Here is a 14,505-nt window from a genome sequence, read left to right on the forward strand (position 1 = left end):
CGGGCGGACTGTAGGCCTGCTGATGAGCGACGACGTTCGAATGGAGCGCCGTCGAGAGTCATCCGGATACGAGTGGCGCGGCCGTCGCCGTGCACCGTCACCTGCGCCCTGGACAGCGAAAGGGCCGCGTCTCCGGGGAGACGCGGCCCATCGTGATCGGCGCAACCTTTACAGGTACTGACCGGTGTTCGACTCGGTGTCGATGGCGCGGCTGGCACTGGCGTTCTTTCCGGTGACCAGCGTGCGGATGTAGACGATCCGCTCGCCCTTCTTACCCGAGATGCGTGCCCAGTCGTCCGGATTCGTGGTGTTGGGCAGGTCCTCGTTCTCGGAGAACTCGTCCACGATCGAATCGTAGAGATGCTGGATGCGCAGACCCGGGTTGCCCGTGTCGAGCACCGCCTTGATGGCGTACTTCTTGGAGCGGTCCACGATGTTCTGGATCATGGCGCCGGAGTTGAAGTCCTTGAAGTACAGGACCTCCTTGTCACCGTTGGCGTAGGTGACCTCCAGGAAGCGATTGTCCTCGCTCTCGGCGTACATCCGGTCGACGACGCGTTCGATCATGGCGTTGATGCACAAGAGCTTGTCGCCGCCGAACTCGGCCAGGTCGTCGTCGTGCAGCGGCAACTCCTTGGTGAGGTACTTCGAGAAGATGTCCTGCGCCGACTCCGCGTCCGGACGCTCGATCTTGATCTTCACGTCCAGGCGGCCCGGCCGCAGGATCGCGGGATCGATCATGTCCTCACGGTTGGAGGCGCCGATCACGATGACGTTCTCCAGGCCCTCGACACCATCGATCTCCGACAGCAGCTGCGGCACCACCGTGGTCTCGACATCGGAGGAGACGCCGGAGCCGCGGGTGCGGAAGATGGAATCCATCTCGTCGAAGAACACGATCACCGGCGTGCCCTCGGACGCCTTCTCGCGGGCCCGCTGGAAGATGATCCGGATGTGACGCTCGGTCTCACCCACGAACTTGTTGAGCAGCTCGGGGCCCTTGATGTTCAGGAAGAACGACTTGGCTTCCTTGGCATCCTCACCGCGCGCCTCGGCGATCTTCTTGGCCAGCGAGTTGGCCACCGCCTTGGCGATGAGCGTCTTACCGCAGCCGGGGGGACCGTAGAGCAGCACACCCTTCGGCGGACGCAGCGCGTACTCGCGGAAGAGGTCCTTGTGCAGGAACGGCAGCTCCACCGCGTCGCGGATCTGCTCGATCTGCCTGCCGAGACCGCCGATGTCGCTGTAGTCGACGTCGGGCACCTCTTCCAGCACGAGGTCCTCGACCTCGGCCTTGGGGATGCGCTCGAAGGCGAAACCGGCCTTGGTGTCGACCAGCAGCGAGTCGCCCGGCCGCAGCTTGCGGATGGGGGAATCGGGATCGTCGAGGTCGTCCACCTCGGCGACCTTCGCCAGCGGGCCTGCCAGCCACACCACACGCTCCTCGTCGGCATGGCCGACGACCAGGGCGCGACGACCGTCGTCGAGGATCTCCCGGAGGGTGCCGATCTCGCCGACCGCGTCGTAGTGCCCGGCCTCGACGACCGTGAGCGCCTCGTTGAGGCGGACGGTCTGACCGTACTCGAGCGTCGAGGTCTCGATGTTCGGCGAACACGTCAACCGCATCTTGCGACCCGAAGTGAACACGTCGACCGTCTGATCGTCGTACACACCGATCAGAATGCCGTATCCGCTCGGCGGCTGACCCAGCCGATCGACCTCCTCACGCAGCGCGACCAGCTGCTGGCGCGCTTCCTTGAGGGTGTCCATCAACTTCGTGTTGCGAATGGTCAGCGAATCGATGCGGGCTTCCAATTCCCGTGTGCGATCCGGCGAATCGGCGAGTTGCCTTCGGAGTGCAGCCGCCTCGGCGCGCACTGCCTCGAGCTCTCTCCAGGCCGCCGAATCCGAATTCTCGATGGGGCTCATGTGCTGCTCCTCCCAGTCCCGGTCTATCAACGCTACCGGGCGCGACCCGTTCTCGCTTTCCGACATGGTTTCGTGGTGATCACATCTGGGCCGCGATCGGCGGCCGGATCACCATGTTAGCCTGCCCTAACCCGACCCTGGCGAGCCTCCTCGCCGCTCGAGCCGAAAGGTTGCCGACCATGCTCCTTCCCGCGAGAACCCTGCGTTTTTCCCTCGTCACCGCCGCGGCGGCGCTGGCCATCTCCGGCGCGGTGGCGGCGTGCGGCTCCGACGACGACTCCACCGGCGCGGCGACCTCGGCCGCCACCAGCACCGCCGCGTCGGGTACCCACGATCACTCCGCCCATGCGACCGGTGCGCCGACCGCCGATACCTTGCAGGCCGTGCTGGTAAAGCTCACCGATCCGACTGTACCCACCCCCGAGAAGGCCAAGCTGATCGTCAACGGTGAAAAGCGCACAGCGAACATCGACCAGATGAACAAGGGCCTGCAGGGCTACGCGCTCACCTTCGCCGTCGCCGACATCACCACCCAGGGCAACACCGCGAACGCGCAGGTGACCATCACCTCCCCGCATGGCGCCGCCCCCGCCGTGCCGCTGAGCTGGGAAAACGTCGACGGCACCTGGAAGCTGACGGACGCGAGCGGCTGTCTGCTGCTCGGCTTCGCGCAGGCGCCCTGCGTCCCGGCCTGAGTCGGCCACCACCTCGCCCGCCCGGCCGCGCTCAGCCCTTCGAGGGCCTGCGCTGCGGCTTGGGCGTGACGGTGCCCTCGGCGAGCCTGCGGGCGCTGACCAGGAAGGCGGTGTGACCCTGCATGCGATGCTCGGGCCGCACGGCGAGGCCGACCACATGCCACGGTCGCACCAGCGACTCCCAGGAGCGTGGCTCGGTCCAGCACTCCTGCTCGCGCAGCGCTTCGACCACTTTCGACAGCTGGGTGACGGTGGCCACATAGACGATCAGCACGCCGCCCGGCACGAGCGCCTTGGACACCGCCGGTAGCGCATCCCACGGCGCGAGCATGTCCAGTACCGCGCGATCCACCGGCTCTCCGGTGTAGTCGGCCACGTCACCCACGGTCAGCGACCAGTTCGCCGGCCGCTCGCCGAAAAACGTCTCGACGTTGCGGATCGCGTGCTCTGCGTGGTCGGCGCGGATCTCGTAGGACACCACCTGCCCCTGCGGCCCCACCGCCCGCAGCAGCGAGCAGGTCAGCGCACCGGACCCCGCGCCGGCTTCCAGCACACGCGCGCCGGGGAACATGTCGCCCTCGTGCACGATCTGCGCGGCGTCCTTCGGGTAGATCACCGCGGCGCCGCGCGGCATGGACAGCACGTAGTCGATCAGCAGCGGACGCAGTGCGAGGTAGGGCGTGCCGTTGGTGGAATGCACCACGCTGCCCTCGTCGGCGCCGATGAGGCTGTCGTGCTTGATCCCGCCGCGATGGGTGTGGAATTCCTTGCCCGGCTCCAAGACCACCGTGTACAGGCGTCCTTTGGCATCGGTCAGCTGCACCCGGTCACCGATGGTGAATGGCCCGGTCCGTCTGGCCGTCATGAATCTCCGTTCCACTTGTCGGAATCGTGCTGTGACGCACCGGCGTGTCGGTGCCGCCGGATAGCCTGCCAGGTATGTGCTCGCCCGTGTCCACGCCCCCTGCCGACGACGCGCGGACCGCCCGGCCCGATCCGACGGCCACCCGCGCCCGGCCCGCGCTCTCGCCTTCCCGGGCAATGGATTTCAAGCAGTGTCCGCTGAAATACCGCTTCCGCGCGATCGATCGGATACCGGAGCGGCCTTCGGTGCACGCGGTGCGCGGCACGGTGGTGCACGCGGTGCTGGAGGACCTCTACGGGCTGCCCGCGGCCGAGCGGGTGCCCGAGCGCGCCGAGGCCCTGGTGCCGACGGCGTGGGCGCGGGTGCACGCCCAACAGCCGGAGGTGGCGGAACTGGTCGCCGCGGGGCAACTCGACGCGTTCCTCGAGGAGGTGCGCGCGCTGGTGCGCCGCTACTACCGGCTGGAGGATCCGACCCGGTTCGATCCGGAGTCGCGCGAAGCGCGGGTGGAAGTGGAACTGGGCGACGGCGCACCACTGCGTGGGTTCGTCGACCGGATCGACCTCGCGCCAAGCGGCGCCCTGCGCGTCGTGGACTACAAGACCGGCCGCGCGCCGGGGCCGACGCAAGAGACCAAAGCGCTGTTCCAGTTGAAGTTCTACGCGCTGGTCGTACTGCGCACCCGCGGCCTGGTGCCCGCCCAGCTGCGGCTGATCTACCTCGCCGACGAGCAGATCCTCACCTACGCCCCCGAGGAGCAGGAGTTGCTGCGCTTCGAGCGCACGCTCTCGGCACTGTGGGCGGCCATTCTCGAGGCGGGGCGCACCGGGGACTTCCAGCCGAACACCAGCTGGCTGTGCTCGTACTGCGACTACAAGCCTTTGTGCCCGGCATTCGGCGGCACGCCGCCGCCCTACCCTGGCTGGCCGACCGGCGGCGTCACCGAATCCCCGGACGAGACCCTGGCCGAAGCCGTCTCGGACTGACGAGCTAGTGGCCCAGCGCGGCCACCAGGAAGTCCAATGACGTCCCGCGCTCGCCGAGCAGGAAAACCGCTCCGATCAGGACCACGACCAGTACCGCGTCGCCCGCGATGATGAACAGGTTTCGTATCCGCGTCCACGCCGTGCCGCGCGCGGGGACACCGTCGGCCGCCGGGGTGGTCGCTCGTCGGCCCGGCTCCGCCGCGGCCTTCTCGTCGTTGATCCTGTCCGACACGCCCGACAGTCTTCCCGATGAGGCCGGTGGTTTCGAGCCGACCCGCGTATTCGGCCGGTGAACATTTCCCGAACGGCGGGCCGCCCGGCCCCGATGTCCAGGACCGGGCGACATCGCGTGCCCGAGTTTCGGCTGCGTATCCATGGGGCCGACGCTCAGGCGGTGAAATTGTGGAACAGCAGCACCGAGAGTCCGAGACCCACCGCGAGATTCACGACCGCCGCGGACCCGAACACCACGACCGGCCGCCAGCCCGCTTCCCGCAGTCCGCGCAGCGAGAACTCCAAGCCGATGGAGACGAACGCGAAGATCAGGAACCAGGTGCGCAGATCGTTGATGATCGCGATGTGCGCCGCACCGGACTTCTTGTCCACCGCCTGCAGGTACAGCGTGCCGATGACCGAGGCGGCGATGAAGCCGAGCACGAACTTCGGGAACCGCTCCCAGAACTGGCGCGGCGAGGGCCGCACCGCACCGGGCGCCCGCTCGACGCGCAGCGTGAAGTACGCGGTCAGCGCGATGGCGACCACACCGATCAGCGCGTTCTGCGTGGTCTTGACGATGGTGGCGATCTGCAGCGCCTTCTCCCCCGCGATCGCGCCGGAGGCCGCGACCGCCGCCGTGGTGTCGATATTGCCGCCGATCCAGGCGCCCGCGACCGCGTCCGACAAGCCGAGCTCCTCCGCCAGCCACGGCAGCAGGAAGATCGAGGGCAACGCGAAGACGATCACCAGCGAGGCCGCGTAGGCGATCTGCTCGCGCCGCGCTTGCACCGCGCCCGCCGCGGCGATAGCCGCGCTGACACCGCAGATCGACACCGCCGAGGACAGCAGCGCGCGCAGCTTGTCGTCCAGCCCGAGGCGTCCGCCCAGCCACCAGGTGAAGCCGAACACGGCCGTGATCAGCAGCAGCGCTTGCAGGATCGACGGACCCGCCGCGGTGACCAGGACCTTCAGGTTGATCGAAGCGCCGAGCAGCACCACGCCGGTCTTGATGAAGAATTCGGTGCGGAAACCCGCCGAAAGCCGGTCGCGCAGTGCGAGTTTGCTCAGCACGACATTGCCGAGCAGACCAAGGGCGATGGCGTACACCGGGTATTCGACGGACTTGGCGACGCGCTGGAACGGAGTGCCCACTGCCCACTGCGGGACGTGTGTCTCGAAGTAGCGGGTGAGGGCGCCGAGCACGATCACGACCGCGATACCGGCCGCGATGGTCCCGGCGGTCGGCCGGGACGTCGCCTGCACCGCTTCCGTCTCGGATGACGGGATTCCGCCGGGCGCGGCCACGCCGGAATCCTTGTCCGCCAGAGCCTTCGATTCCTTCGCCGATTCGGCGCCGGTCTCGGCCATCACGGCACCAGCCAATCCGGAATCGCGCCGAGCAGGACCAGCGCGATCAGGATCAGCCCGGCGATCGCCGCCAGCCAGTCCTCGTTCCAGGTGAATGTGCTGCCCGACTGCTCCTCGGGTGGTGACTGTGACACGGGGGCTCCTTGCGTTTCCTCATCGAGAGGCCGCACGGTAGCAACCCCCGGTCACAGGGCACACCGATTGCGCTCAGCCTGAACGAATCAGGCGTATCGGACGAATCCGGCGTTCAGAATGCGCGGCAGGAGCGGATGTCCGTGGCCAGGATGGCTTTCGCGCCCAGATCGGCCAGCTTGTCCATCAACTCGTTGCTCTGCTTGCGCGGCACCAGTGCGCGCACCGCGACCCAGCCGGTGTCGGCCAGCGGCGCCACGGTCGGCGATTCCAACCCGGGGGTGATGACGAACGCCTCGTCGAGCAAATCCTTCGGGCAGTCGTAGTCCAGCATGACGTACTGCTGGGCGAAGACCACGCCCTGGATCCGGGCGACGAGCTGATTCCGTGCCCGGTCGCCGCGATCGGCGTCCTTGCGCTCGACCAGCACACCCTCGGAGTCGCACAGCGATTCACCGAACGCGACGAGGTTGTGCTGGCGCAGCGTGCGCCCGGAACCGACGACGTCGGCGATGGCGTCGGCGACGCCGAGCTGGATGGAGATCTCCACCGCGCCGTCGAGGCGGATCACCTCGGCCTCGATGCCGCGGCCGCGCAGATCGTCGAGCACCAGGTTCGGGTAGGACGTGGCGATGCGCTTGTCGGCGAGGTCCTCGACCTTCCACTCCCGTCCGGCCGGGGCGGCGTAACGGAAGGTGGAGCGGCCGAAGCCGAGGGCGAGCCGTTCCTGCACCGGTGCGCCGGAATCGAGGGCGAGATCACGACCGGTGATGCCGAGATCCAGCTCCCCGGAACCGACGTAGATCGCGATGTCCTTGGGCCGCAGAAAGAAGAACTCGACCTGGTTGGCCGGGTCGAGCACGGTCAGATCGCGGGAATCCGTGCGCTTGCGGTAGCCCGCCTCGGAGAGGATCGAGACGGCGGATTCGGAGAGGGCGCCTTTGTTGGGGACTGCGACGCGCAGCATGGAGGGAGTCCTTTCGGGAGGAGAAACGGGGTGTCGGACGGCCGTCATCACAGATGTCGGTACACGTCTTCGAGCTTCAGCCCGCGACCCACCATCAGCACCTGCACCCAATACAGCAGCTGGGAGATCTCCTCGGCGAGCGACTCGTCGCTCTCGTGTTCGGCGGCCAGCCACACTTCACCGGCCTCCTCGAGCACCTTCTTACCCTGGGTATGCACGCCTGCGTCCAGCGCGGCAACGGTTCCGGACCCCTCGGGGCGGTTGACCGCACGATCCTGCAGTTCGGCGAACAGGGATTCGAAGTTCTTCACGATGAGCCATTGTTTCAGACCCGGATGCGGGTCTGTTGCTCCGGCCCAGGATGGCCGGCAACGGCGACCGCCCGGTTCCTCCACCCCTGACCGGGTGCGGAGGAACCGGGCGGAAAGCGGCTAGTTCCCGGCGAGCAGCGCCTGCAGGTCGGCGACCGCCGTGCGGAGGTGGTCGGCGAACGCGTGCATCTGGTCGGCGACCGGTTTCGGAGTGGCCAGGTAGAGATTCCAGCGGTCCGGCAGCAGGACGTAGGCGATGCCGATGCAGCGGGGACTGGTGGAGCCGAAACCGAAGTAGCGGATGTTGACCGACGGCGCCGAGCTGGTGCTCAGGTAGTCGTCGCGCATGATCGTCCAGCCGGGGCTGTCGTAGAGCGGGATCGGATCGGTGACGCCCAGTTCCGCGCCGCGGCGGCGCTGGATCCACTGCAGCTCCCACAGGTGCTGCTCGGGCGCGTCCCCGGCCTGGCACTGCTTGGCCCGCTCCACGTGCGCGGACGCGGCCGTCCGCGCCGCGGCGAGCTTCGCCTCGGCGCTCGCGTTCTGGTCCTGCATCGCGTCCACGAAGGCGATCATCTCCGGGGTGATCACCCGCATGGCCTCGGTGCGGCCGTTGCGGTACTGCCTGGTCGCGATGGACTCGTAGGTCGCGCCGGTGAGCCCCTTGCTGCGCCGATGGGCCAGCTGGTAGCTCAACTGCGCGAACGCGTCCGGCGAGATGCCGAGCTGCTTGGCCCTGGCGGTGCCGAAGTCCTGGAACGACACCGTCTGGGTGGCGTTCGCCGCGGCGTACTGGGCGAAGGCGGCGGCCGCCGCGGCGATATCGCCGCGCTGCGCCTCGTCGAGCACGAACTCGACCGGCTCCACCGCGGGCAGTCCCTGCGCCTGTGCGCCGGAGTGGGCGGCGTGTTCCGGCACCGAGGTTTCCAGCAGGGTGTCCACGAACGACAGGATGGTGGTGCCGTCGAGTCCGCAGTGCTCGACATTGATGCCCGCCTGTCCGTCGGCGAAGACGACGAAGGACACCGATTTGTCGAACCACCGGTTCGCGCTGTCGCCGTGCAGCAACTCGTCGCAGGCGTGCAGTTCGTCGCGCGGGGCGAAGTCCTCGAGGCAGACGGCGAACAGCGCGGTCTCGATGGTGTCGAGCGCCGCGGCGTTCGCGGGCTCGGCCAGCAGCCGCTGCCTGCTCTTGGCCCATTCCGCGCGGGCCTTGGTGGTGAGGTGCCCGACGGCGGTGTCGGTGCGGGCCGGGCGGGCGCCCGCCTTCAGCACCGCGCGCAGCCCGTCGGCGAGATCCTCCGGCGAGTACGGCGCTCCGTCCGGGCCGATCACGTCCATCCGGAACGTGCTGCCGTGGAAGAACACCACGATGTGCCGGGCCTGCGAGGGGCCCGGCCATTCCGCGCTGTAGGGGACCCGGACCGTGTCCTGCTCCACGCCGGGGATCCTGGTCTCGGAGAACAGGTACTTGTTCTGCCACATGGACAGCTGCTGCCCGCGCTGGGTCACCGGCGGGACGGCCTCGCGGTCGAGGGCCAGCTTGTAGTCGACGGCGGCGGAGATGATGCCCGCCGCCCGGTCCACCTGAGTCGCGGCGGTGGAGGCGGCCAGTGGGGTGTCGTCCCGGAACAGGAAGAAGAAGTTCGCGTTCAGGGCGATCCGGTCCCGCCTGCCCAGGTATCGCGACGGCCAGAACAGGTCGAGCCAGCTGCCGACGCCGGGCGTCGCGTCGTACTCCGCGAGCGCCGCGTGCAGCGTGCGCCCCGGCCCGTCGGGTCGCAACAGGTCGTCGACCGCGGCCCGGGTGGCGGCGATCTCTTCGGCGGTCAGCAGCGGCTCGCACCACTGCAGGAACCGGCCACAGCTGTCCTCCAGCGTCGGCAGGGGCACCCGGGGAAGGTGGTCGTCGGCGGCGAAGGTGCGTTCGGTCAATGCGAGTCCTCGGTGTCGGCGTGATGTTTCGGCAGCGGCCTCGACACGTACAGGTTGGCATACAGCCAGCCCTGGTCTTCCCGGCCGGTCGTGTCGATCCCGTTGGCGGACAGGGTGTTCAGCACCTGCGCCTGTTCGGCCGCGGAGGCGAACCTGCGTTGCTCGTACAACCCCGGCGCGTGCTCGGTCCGGTAGCCGAGCGCGGCGAGTTCCGCCTCGATCGGTGCGAAGTCGAACATGCGCAGTACGAAGTGTGCCATCCACGGCCGCCTGCGCGGGTGCGCGGTGGCCACTCGAGTCAAGGTTTTCTCGGTGATATACCCGACGCAGCCGGTGGAGACGACCAGATCGGCGGTCGCGAGCAGGGCGCGCTGCTCGTCGGTCGGCTCGCCGGACTCGAGGTCGGCGTGCACGACGTCGTGCAGGAGCCCGGCCTCCCGCGCGTACTCCAGAGCTGGGCGGGCGGCGTCCATGCCGAGGAAGCGGACGTCCTCCACCGCGGCCCGCCCCGCCACGCGGTCTCGGTCGCGCCGGATCAGACCGGCCCGATCGGTGTCGGCGGCCGCGTAATGCTCGGCCAGCTCGCCGATCGTGGTGTCGAGGCGCAGCAGCGCGGCGTTCACACCGTAGGAGCAGCCGAGGTCGAGCACGGTCGGCACGGCGACCCGGGCGGACGCGCGGTATTCCCGAATCTGCTGCTGGAAGAACGGTTTCGCCAGTTCCGGAATGCGGTAGTCCAATTCGGACATGCGCGCGTAGTAGGCGCGCGGATCGGGGCGGACGTAGATATCGTCGAAAGACGCTTTCCCGGTGGTGTCTAACGGCACTGGCACTGTCGGTCCTCTCGGGTCGAGCTCGGTCAGTCGAGCCGTTCGGCTCAGTCGAGCAGTCGATCGCCCCGGACGGCGTCGGCCGCGGCGGCTAGGTGGTCGGGTAGCACGCGGCCGAACAACTGCCGGGTGCGCTCCACCGTGCCGACCATCCCGGGACGATCGGTGTAGGCGAAAATGGCCGAATGGCGCTGACGCGCACCGTCGACGGGTGAGACGCGGTGCAACGAGAAGCGACCCTGGAACAGCTGCAGGTCGCCCGGACGCAGTTCGAGCCGCTGGACGAAGCGCTCGCCGGTGCCGGTGAGCACGGCGCGGACGTCGTCGAGGTGTTCCGCCTCGGGTGTGCGGATGTTGGGGCAGTACTCGAAGACGCCGCCCTCCTCGGCGGGCTGGGTCAGCATCGAGACGGTGAATTCGTTGGTGTCGAAATGCCAGGGGTGCGACATGCCCGGCGCGACGACGTTCAGGCACAGTCCCGCGAGGGGATCGGCGAATTCGTGCAATTCCGACAGGTCGAAGCAGTCGGCGACGAATCGCTGGAACAGCTCGTCGGTGTAGAGCCTGTGGATCAGCGCGTCGGCGGGGATGCGGTCGCGGGGCACGAAGGCGTTGCCCCGCTCGAGCACGATCCGGCCTGGATGGTCCTCCGGCAGGTCGGCGTCCAGCGGAATGTTGTAGGCGTTGACCCGCTCGACCTCGTAGTGCGCGTGCGGGGCCATCAGCTCGCCCTGCGCCCGCAACGTCTCGGTCAGTTCCGGGCGGATGAAGCCACGCAGCACGGTGCAGCCGGTGTCGGCCAGTTCCGCACGGGCGCGCCGAACCGCTTCCCGCAGCGCGGGTCCTTCCGCCTCCGCCAGGGGATACCGTCCGGTATCTACGATCTCGTCGAGGACGCCCAACGCTGCCATGGCGTCATTTTGGTGGAGCGGTCGCCGACACGCCCGGGATTCGGCGAGATTGCCGGTGATCACGGTCACACCTATCATCTGCACGCACACCCGTTGCGGCACAGTAACTCTCGGCACGGTTCGTGCGCGAACGTCGCGCGCCGCGGCCACCCGGATGGCTCAATCCCGCACGCGCAGAGCGTTTTCGAGTTCCGCGACGGTCAGCCCGATCAATGAATCCCGGAACACCCGCCCCGGCGCGTGCGGCACCGGAATCTCGCACGGGACGACCACCACCGCACAGCCCGCGGCCTGCGCCGCACGCGTACCGGTCGGCGAATCCTCCACCGCCACACACTGTTCCGGATCGAGCCCGAGCAGCTCGGCAGCGCGCAGGTAGACATCCGGCTCCGGCTTGCCGTGCGCCACCTCGTCGCCGCAGACCGAGACATCGAAGAAGTCCCGGCCCAGCGTGTCGAGGCCGAACTCCGTGAGCGACCGCTTGGTATTGGTGACGAGCGCGCTGGCCAGCCCCGCCGCGCGCACCATGGCCAGCGCATCCTTCGCACCAGGCCGCCACGGGATGGGGCCGGTCATCAATTCGGTCACCCGCCGCTCCAGGAACTCCCCCGCCGCACGCAACGAGTCCGGCGTCGGCTCGATGCCCAAGCCGGTGAACATGATCCGCAGCGCGTTCGGGCCGGACGCCCCGATCAGCGCGTGCCGGATCGCATCGGTCATCTCGTGACCGTGCTCACGTGCCAGTTCCCGCACCGCGACATCCCAGAGCTTCTCCGAGTCGAGGAGCGTGCCGTCCATGTCCCAGAGCACTCCGGCCAGTCGCGCTGTCACGTTTCGGTCCTTCTCCCAGCTCTCGTCCATGTCGCGGGCGCCGTTGCGAACCTTCCGAGATCACCCGGCCGCCGCACGAACCGTACCGCCGGGACGAAGCCGCTCCGCAGCCGAGCCTGCTCACCCCCGGATGGCTGGGCTACTCGATGGCGCAGGCCAAGGCTCGGCCGTGTCCCCTAGGTACCCGATGCGGCGATCTGCAACTTGGCACTGTCGCCGACGACCTCGATCCAGCGGCTCTCGGAAGTCGTCGTGCCGTTCTTCAAGGTGTAGGTCAACGCGACGACCGCCCGATTCGCGCCGTTCTGCGTAACCGAGCCCACGCTCACCGAACGAATCGTGCCCCAGAAGTTCACGTATGAGTCGTAGCCGGTCTTGGCCTGGTATCCGGGGGCCAGCTGCGTCCAGGCGCCGGACACGTTGGTGGGCAGCATGCCGTAGTAGCCCTGGATGAACGAGGCGATCCGGTCGGGTGTCGGCGGACCGGACGGGGTGGTCGTCGCGGTGGTGGCCGGGCCCGTGGTGGTCGGGGCAGGGCTCGACGTGGACTGCGGCGTGGTGCTGGGCGGCGGAGTGGTGCTCGGCGCGGGGTTCGTCGTTTGCGCCGGAGGGGTGGTTCCCGGGGCAGGCGGGGGCAGCGGGGCACCCGCCGAAGTGGGTGCGGGCCCCGGCACGGGCCCAGAAGTGGGCGCGGGCGCCGAGGAGGCGGATGTTTGCGCTTGGGCTGGAGCGGGAGCTTGTACCGGCGCCTGTCGCGGCTCGGTTCCGGCCGCGTCGGCCGGCGCCTGCGTGTTCTCGGGCGCCACGGCGGCCGGAGGCGCGACCGACGACGTCGGCGCGTCGCCGCCTTCGCCGTCCACGCCGGCCAGCATTGCGATGATGCCGACCAGGATCAGCACCCCGACCACCGCGGCGACTTCCACGGCGATCAGTCGGCGGCGCTGCCGGCCGCTCAGAACACTCCGCAACGTCGTCGCCACCCCGGCCCGCCTCGGCACCGGCCGTGACGTAACTCCTTGCGGCACGGCCGGACCCGGCACAGCGGCGGGTACGACCGCGGTGACACCGGTGTCGTCCGACTGCTCCGGCGATACGGCAGCGGCGGGGTCGGGCAGCACGGTCGTCGTGGCGGCGGGGGCGGCAATCACCTTGGTCACCGATGCGGGCAGCTCCAGATCCCGTCCCGCCGCGACGGCTTCGAGGACCGCTTTCGCCTCCCGCATGGTCGGGCGGTCGGCGACGGCCGGGGCGAGCAGGTACATCAGCACCGGCCCCAGCGAGCCGGCCGCCTCCGGCGGCGGGATTTCGCCCCGCGCCACCGCGTGCAGCAGGGCCAGCGGGTTGTCGCTCTCACCGAACGGTGGAGCGCCCTGCACCGCCGCGTACAACGTCGAACCGAGAGCGAAGACGTCGGAAGCCGGTTCCGGGTCCTCGCCGCGCGCCACCTCGGGCGACAGGTAGGCCGGCGTCCCGGCGAGAAACCCGGTGGCCGTGACCGTCACGTCGCCGACCGCGCGGGAAATGCCGAAGTCGGTGATCTTGACCGTGCCGTCGTCGGCGACCAGCAGATTCGCCGGCTTCACGTCCCGGTGCATGATCCCCGCGTCGTGCGCCGCGGCCAAGGCGCTCGCCGCCTGCGCGCCGATCCGGGCGACCTCCAGCGGCGGCAGCGTCCGGTTGCCGGACAGCTTGGTCGCCAGGCTCGGCGCGTCCAGGTACTCCATGACCAGCCAGGGCTGGCCGTCTTCCTCGGCCACGTCGAACACGGTGATGGCGTTCGGGTGGTGCAGCCGCGCCGCGATCCGCCCCTCCCGCATGGCACGCCGTTTCGCCTCCAGCGCAGCCGATCCGGTGAGTCCGGGACCGAGGAGAACCTGTTTGACCGCGACGGTGCGCTGCAGCCGGACGTCGGTGGCCCGCCACACCACACCCATGGCGCCGGTGCCGATCGGATCCGTGAGCCGGTAACGTCCCGCGATCAATCGATCCGCCGTCATGGTGGTGTGCCTCTTCCTACTTGCGCGCCTAGCCGTCTCGCACTCCACACGCAAGCCCGGAAGAATTCCGAAAGCGTACGCGCCGAGGTGCTTTGCACCACTGAGCAGGGACGCGAACGCATCCGCCGACTGCCCCGGATGCAGTTACAACGCCTTCGACAATGGCACATCCACCCGACACACAGCCACCTCCCGGTGCGGGCACGGACGATCGCCCAGGTAAACCGCGCGCGCCCGCCACTGTGACGCGCCGACGAGCGCCCCGATGCACGCGAGACATGACATCCGGGCAGGTAGCAAAGGCCCTCTACACGAGAGCATCTCGCTATTGCTCACAGTCCACCACTGATCGCCGTCCGGCCGCGACGCCCGCTGCGGACCCGAACGGACGGACAGGCCGAGAAAGGCGCTCACGTCCGCTGGACTCCGCGCGCCTACGCCCGATCCGCGAGACGAAGATGGCGCGCCCCGGGCACTCGGCAGACCGATCGGCCGGTCGAGAGCGTCCGGAAGCAGCGATGCCGACCTGCGG

At 68.9% G+C, this 14,505-nt stretch carries 14 protein-coding genes; 2 read left to right on the forward strand and 12 right to left on the reverse strand.

Annotation, left to right across the window (positions count from 1 at the left end):
- Positions 1–168: 168 nt before the first annotated feature.
- Positions 169–1,929, reverse strand: a complete 1,761-nt coding sequence (gene arc, locus ACFV2O_RS11530; protein ID WP_379251751.1) for a proteasome ATPase — start codon at positions 1,927–1,929, stop codon at positions 169–171.
- A gap of 179 nt (positions 1,930–2,108) precedes the next feature.
- Here arc and ACFV2O_RS11535 point away from each other — a divergent pair, with 179 nt between their 5' ends.
- Positions 2,109–2,624 (forward strand): hypothetical protein, encoded by a 516-nt coding sequence (locus ACFV2O_RS11535; RefSeq protein ID WP_364428346.1) that lies wholly within the window; start codon positions 2,109–2,111, stop codon positions 2,622–2,624.
- A 31-nt stretch (positions 2,625–2,655) separates the two neighbouring features.
- Here the strand turns inward: ACFV2O_RS11535 and ACFV2O_RS11540 are convergent, their stop codons facing one another.
- Positions 2,656–3,489, reverse strand: a complete 834-nt coding sequence (locus tag ACFV2O_RS11540) for a tRNA (adenine-N1)-methyltransferase (protein WP_355077516.1) — start codon at positions 3,487–3,489, stop codon at positions 2,656–2,658.
- Positions 3,490–3,563: 74 nt separating this feature from the next.
- On the opposite strand from ACFV2O_RS11540, the gene ACFV2O_RS11545 reads away from it, so the two are divergent.
- A complete protein-coding gene (locus tag ACFV2O_RS11545) occupies positions 3,564–4,475 on the forward strand; it encodes a RecB family exonuclease (RefSeq protein ID WP_379251752.1) in 912 nt (303 codons plus the stop codon).
- A 4-nt stretch (positions 4,476–4,479) separates the two neighbouring features.
- Here the strand turns inward: ACFV2O_RS11545 and ACFV2O_RS11550 are convergent, their stop codons facing one another.
- The 10 genes from ACFV2O_RS11550 to ACFV2O_RS11595 form a co-directional block, all read right to left on the reverse strand.
- Positions 4,480–4,707 carry a hypothetical protein gene (locus tag ACFV2O_RS11550; protein ID WP_355077513.1) on the reverse strand — a complete coding sequence of 76 codons (228 nt, stop codon included), beginning with the start codon at positions 4,705–4,707 and terminating at the stop codon, positions 4,480–4,482.
- A gap of 155 nt (positions 4,708–4,862) precedes the next feature.
- Positions 4,863–6,059 (reverse strand): YeiH family protein, encoded by a 1,197-nt coding sequence (locus tag ACFV2O_RS11555; RefSeq protein WP_379251753.1) that lies wholly within the window; start codon positions 6,057–6,059, stop codon positions 4,863–4,865.
- The gene (locus ACFV2O_RS11560) at positions 6,059–6,193 is read right to left on the reverse strand and encodes a hypothetical protein (protein ID WP_355077510.1); all 135 of its coding nucleotides are present in this window, start codon (positions 6,191–6,193) and stop codon (positions 6,059–6,061) included. Before ACFV2O_RS11560 ends, ACFV2O_RS11555 begins: the two co-directional genes overlap by 1 nt.
- Before the next feature lie 113 nt (positions 6,194–6,306).
- On the reverse strand, positions 6,307–7,158 hold the full coding sequence (hisG, locus tag ACFV2O_RS11565) for an ATP phosphoribosyltransferase (RefSeq protein ID WP_379251754.1): 852 nt from the start codon (positions 7,156–7,158) through the stop codon (positions 6,307–6,309).
- A gap of 47 nt (positions 7,159–7,205) precedes the next feature.
- On the reverse strand, positions 7,206–7,469 hold the full coding sequence (locus ACFV2O_RS11570; protein ID WP_039798430.1) for a phosphoribosyl-ATP diphosphatase: 264 nt from the start codon (positions 7,467–7,469) through the stop codon (positions 7,206–7,208).
- A 120-nt stretch (positions 7,470–7,589) separates the two neighbouring features.
- Complete coding sequence (locus ACFV2O_RS11575) at positions 7,590–9,404, reverse strand: choline/carnitine O-acyltransferase (protein WP_379251755.1); 1,815 nt, start codon at positions 9,402–9,404, stop codon at positions 7,590–7,592.
- Complete coding sequence (locus ACFV2O_RS11580; RefSeq protein ID WP_364428360.1) at positions 9,401–10,237, reverse strand: class I SAM-dependent methyltransferase; 837 nt, start codon at positions 10,235–10,237, stop codon at positions 9,401–9,403. Before ACFV2O_RS11580 ends, ACFV2O_RS11575 begins: the two co-directional genes overlap by 4 nt.
- Before the next feature lie 44 nt (positions 10,238–10,281).
- Positions 10,282–11,145, reverse strand: coding sequence for an arpA protein (locus ACFV2O_RS11585; RefSeq protein WP_355077505.1), 864 nt, complete (start codon positions 11,143–11,145; stop codon positions 10,282–10,284).
- A 159-nt stretch (positions 11,146–11,304) separates the two neighbouring features.
- Positions 11,305–12,006: an HAD family phosphatase gene (locus tag ACFV2O_RS11590; protein WP_355077503.1), complete on the reverse strand. Its 702-nt coding sequence runs from the start codon at positions 12,004–12,006 to the stop codon at positions 11,305–11,307.
- A gap of 146 nt (positions 12,007–12,152) precedes the next feature.
- On the reverse strand, positions 12,153–13,973 hold the full coding sequence (locus ACFV2O_RS11595; protein WP_379251756.1) for a protein kinase: 1,821 nt from the start codon (positions 13,971–13,973) through the stop codon (positions 12,153–12,155).
- Between the last annotated feature and the right edge of the window lie 532 nt (positions 13,974–14,505).

This window comes from Nocardia sp. NPDC059691 (genome assembly GCF_042733915.1).
GTDB lineage: Bacteria > Actinomycetota > Actinomycetes > Mycobacteriales > Mycobacteriaceae > Nocardia > Nocardia sichangensis.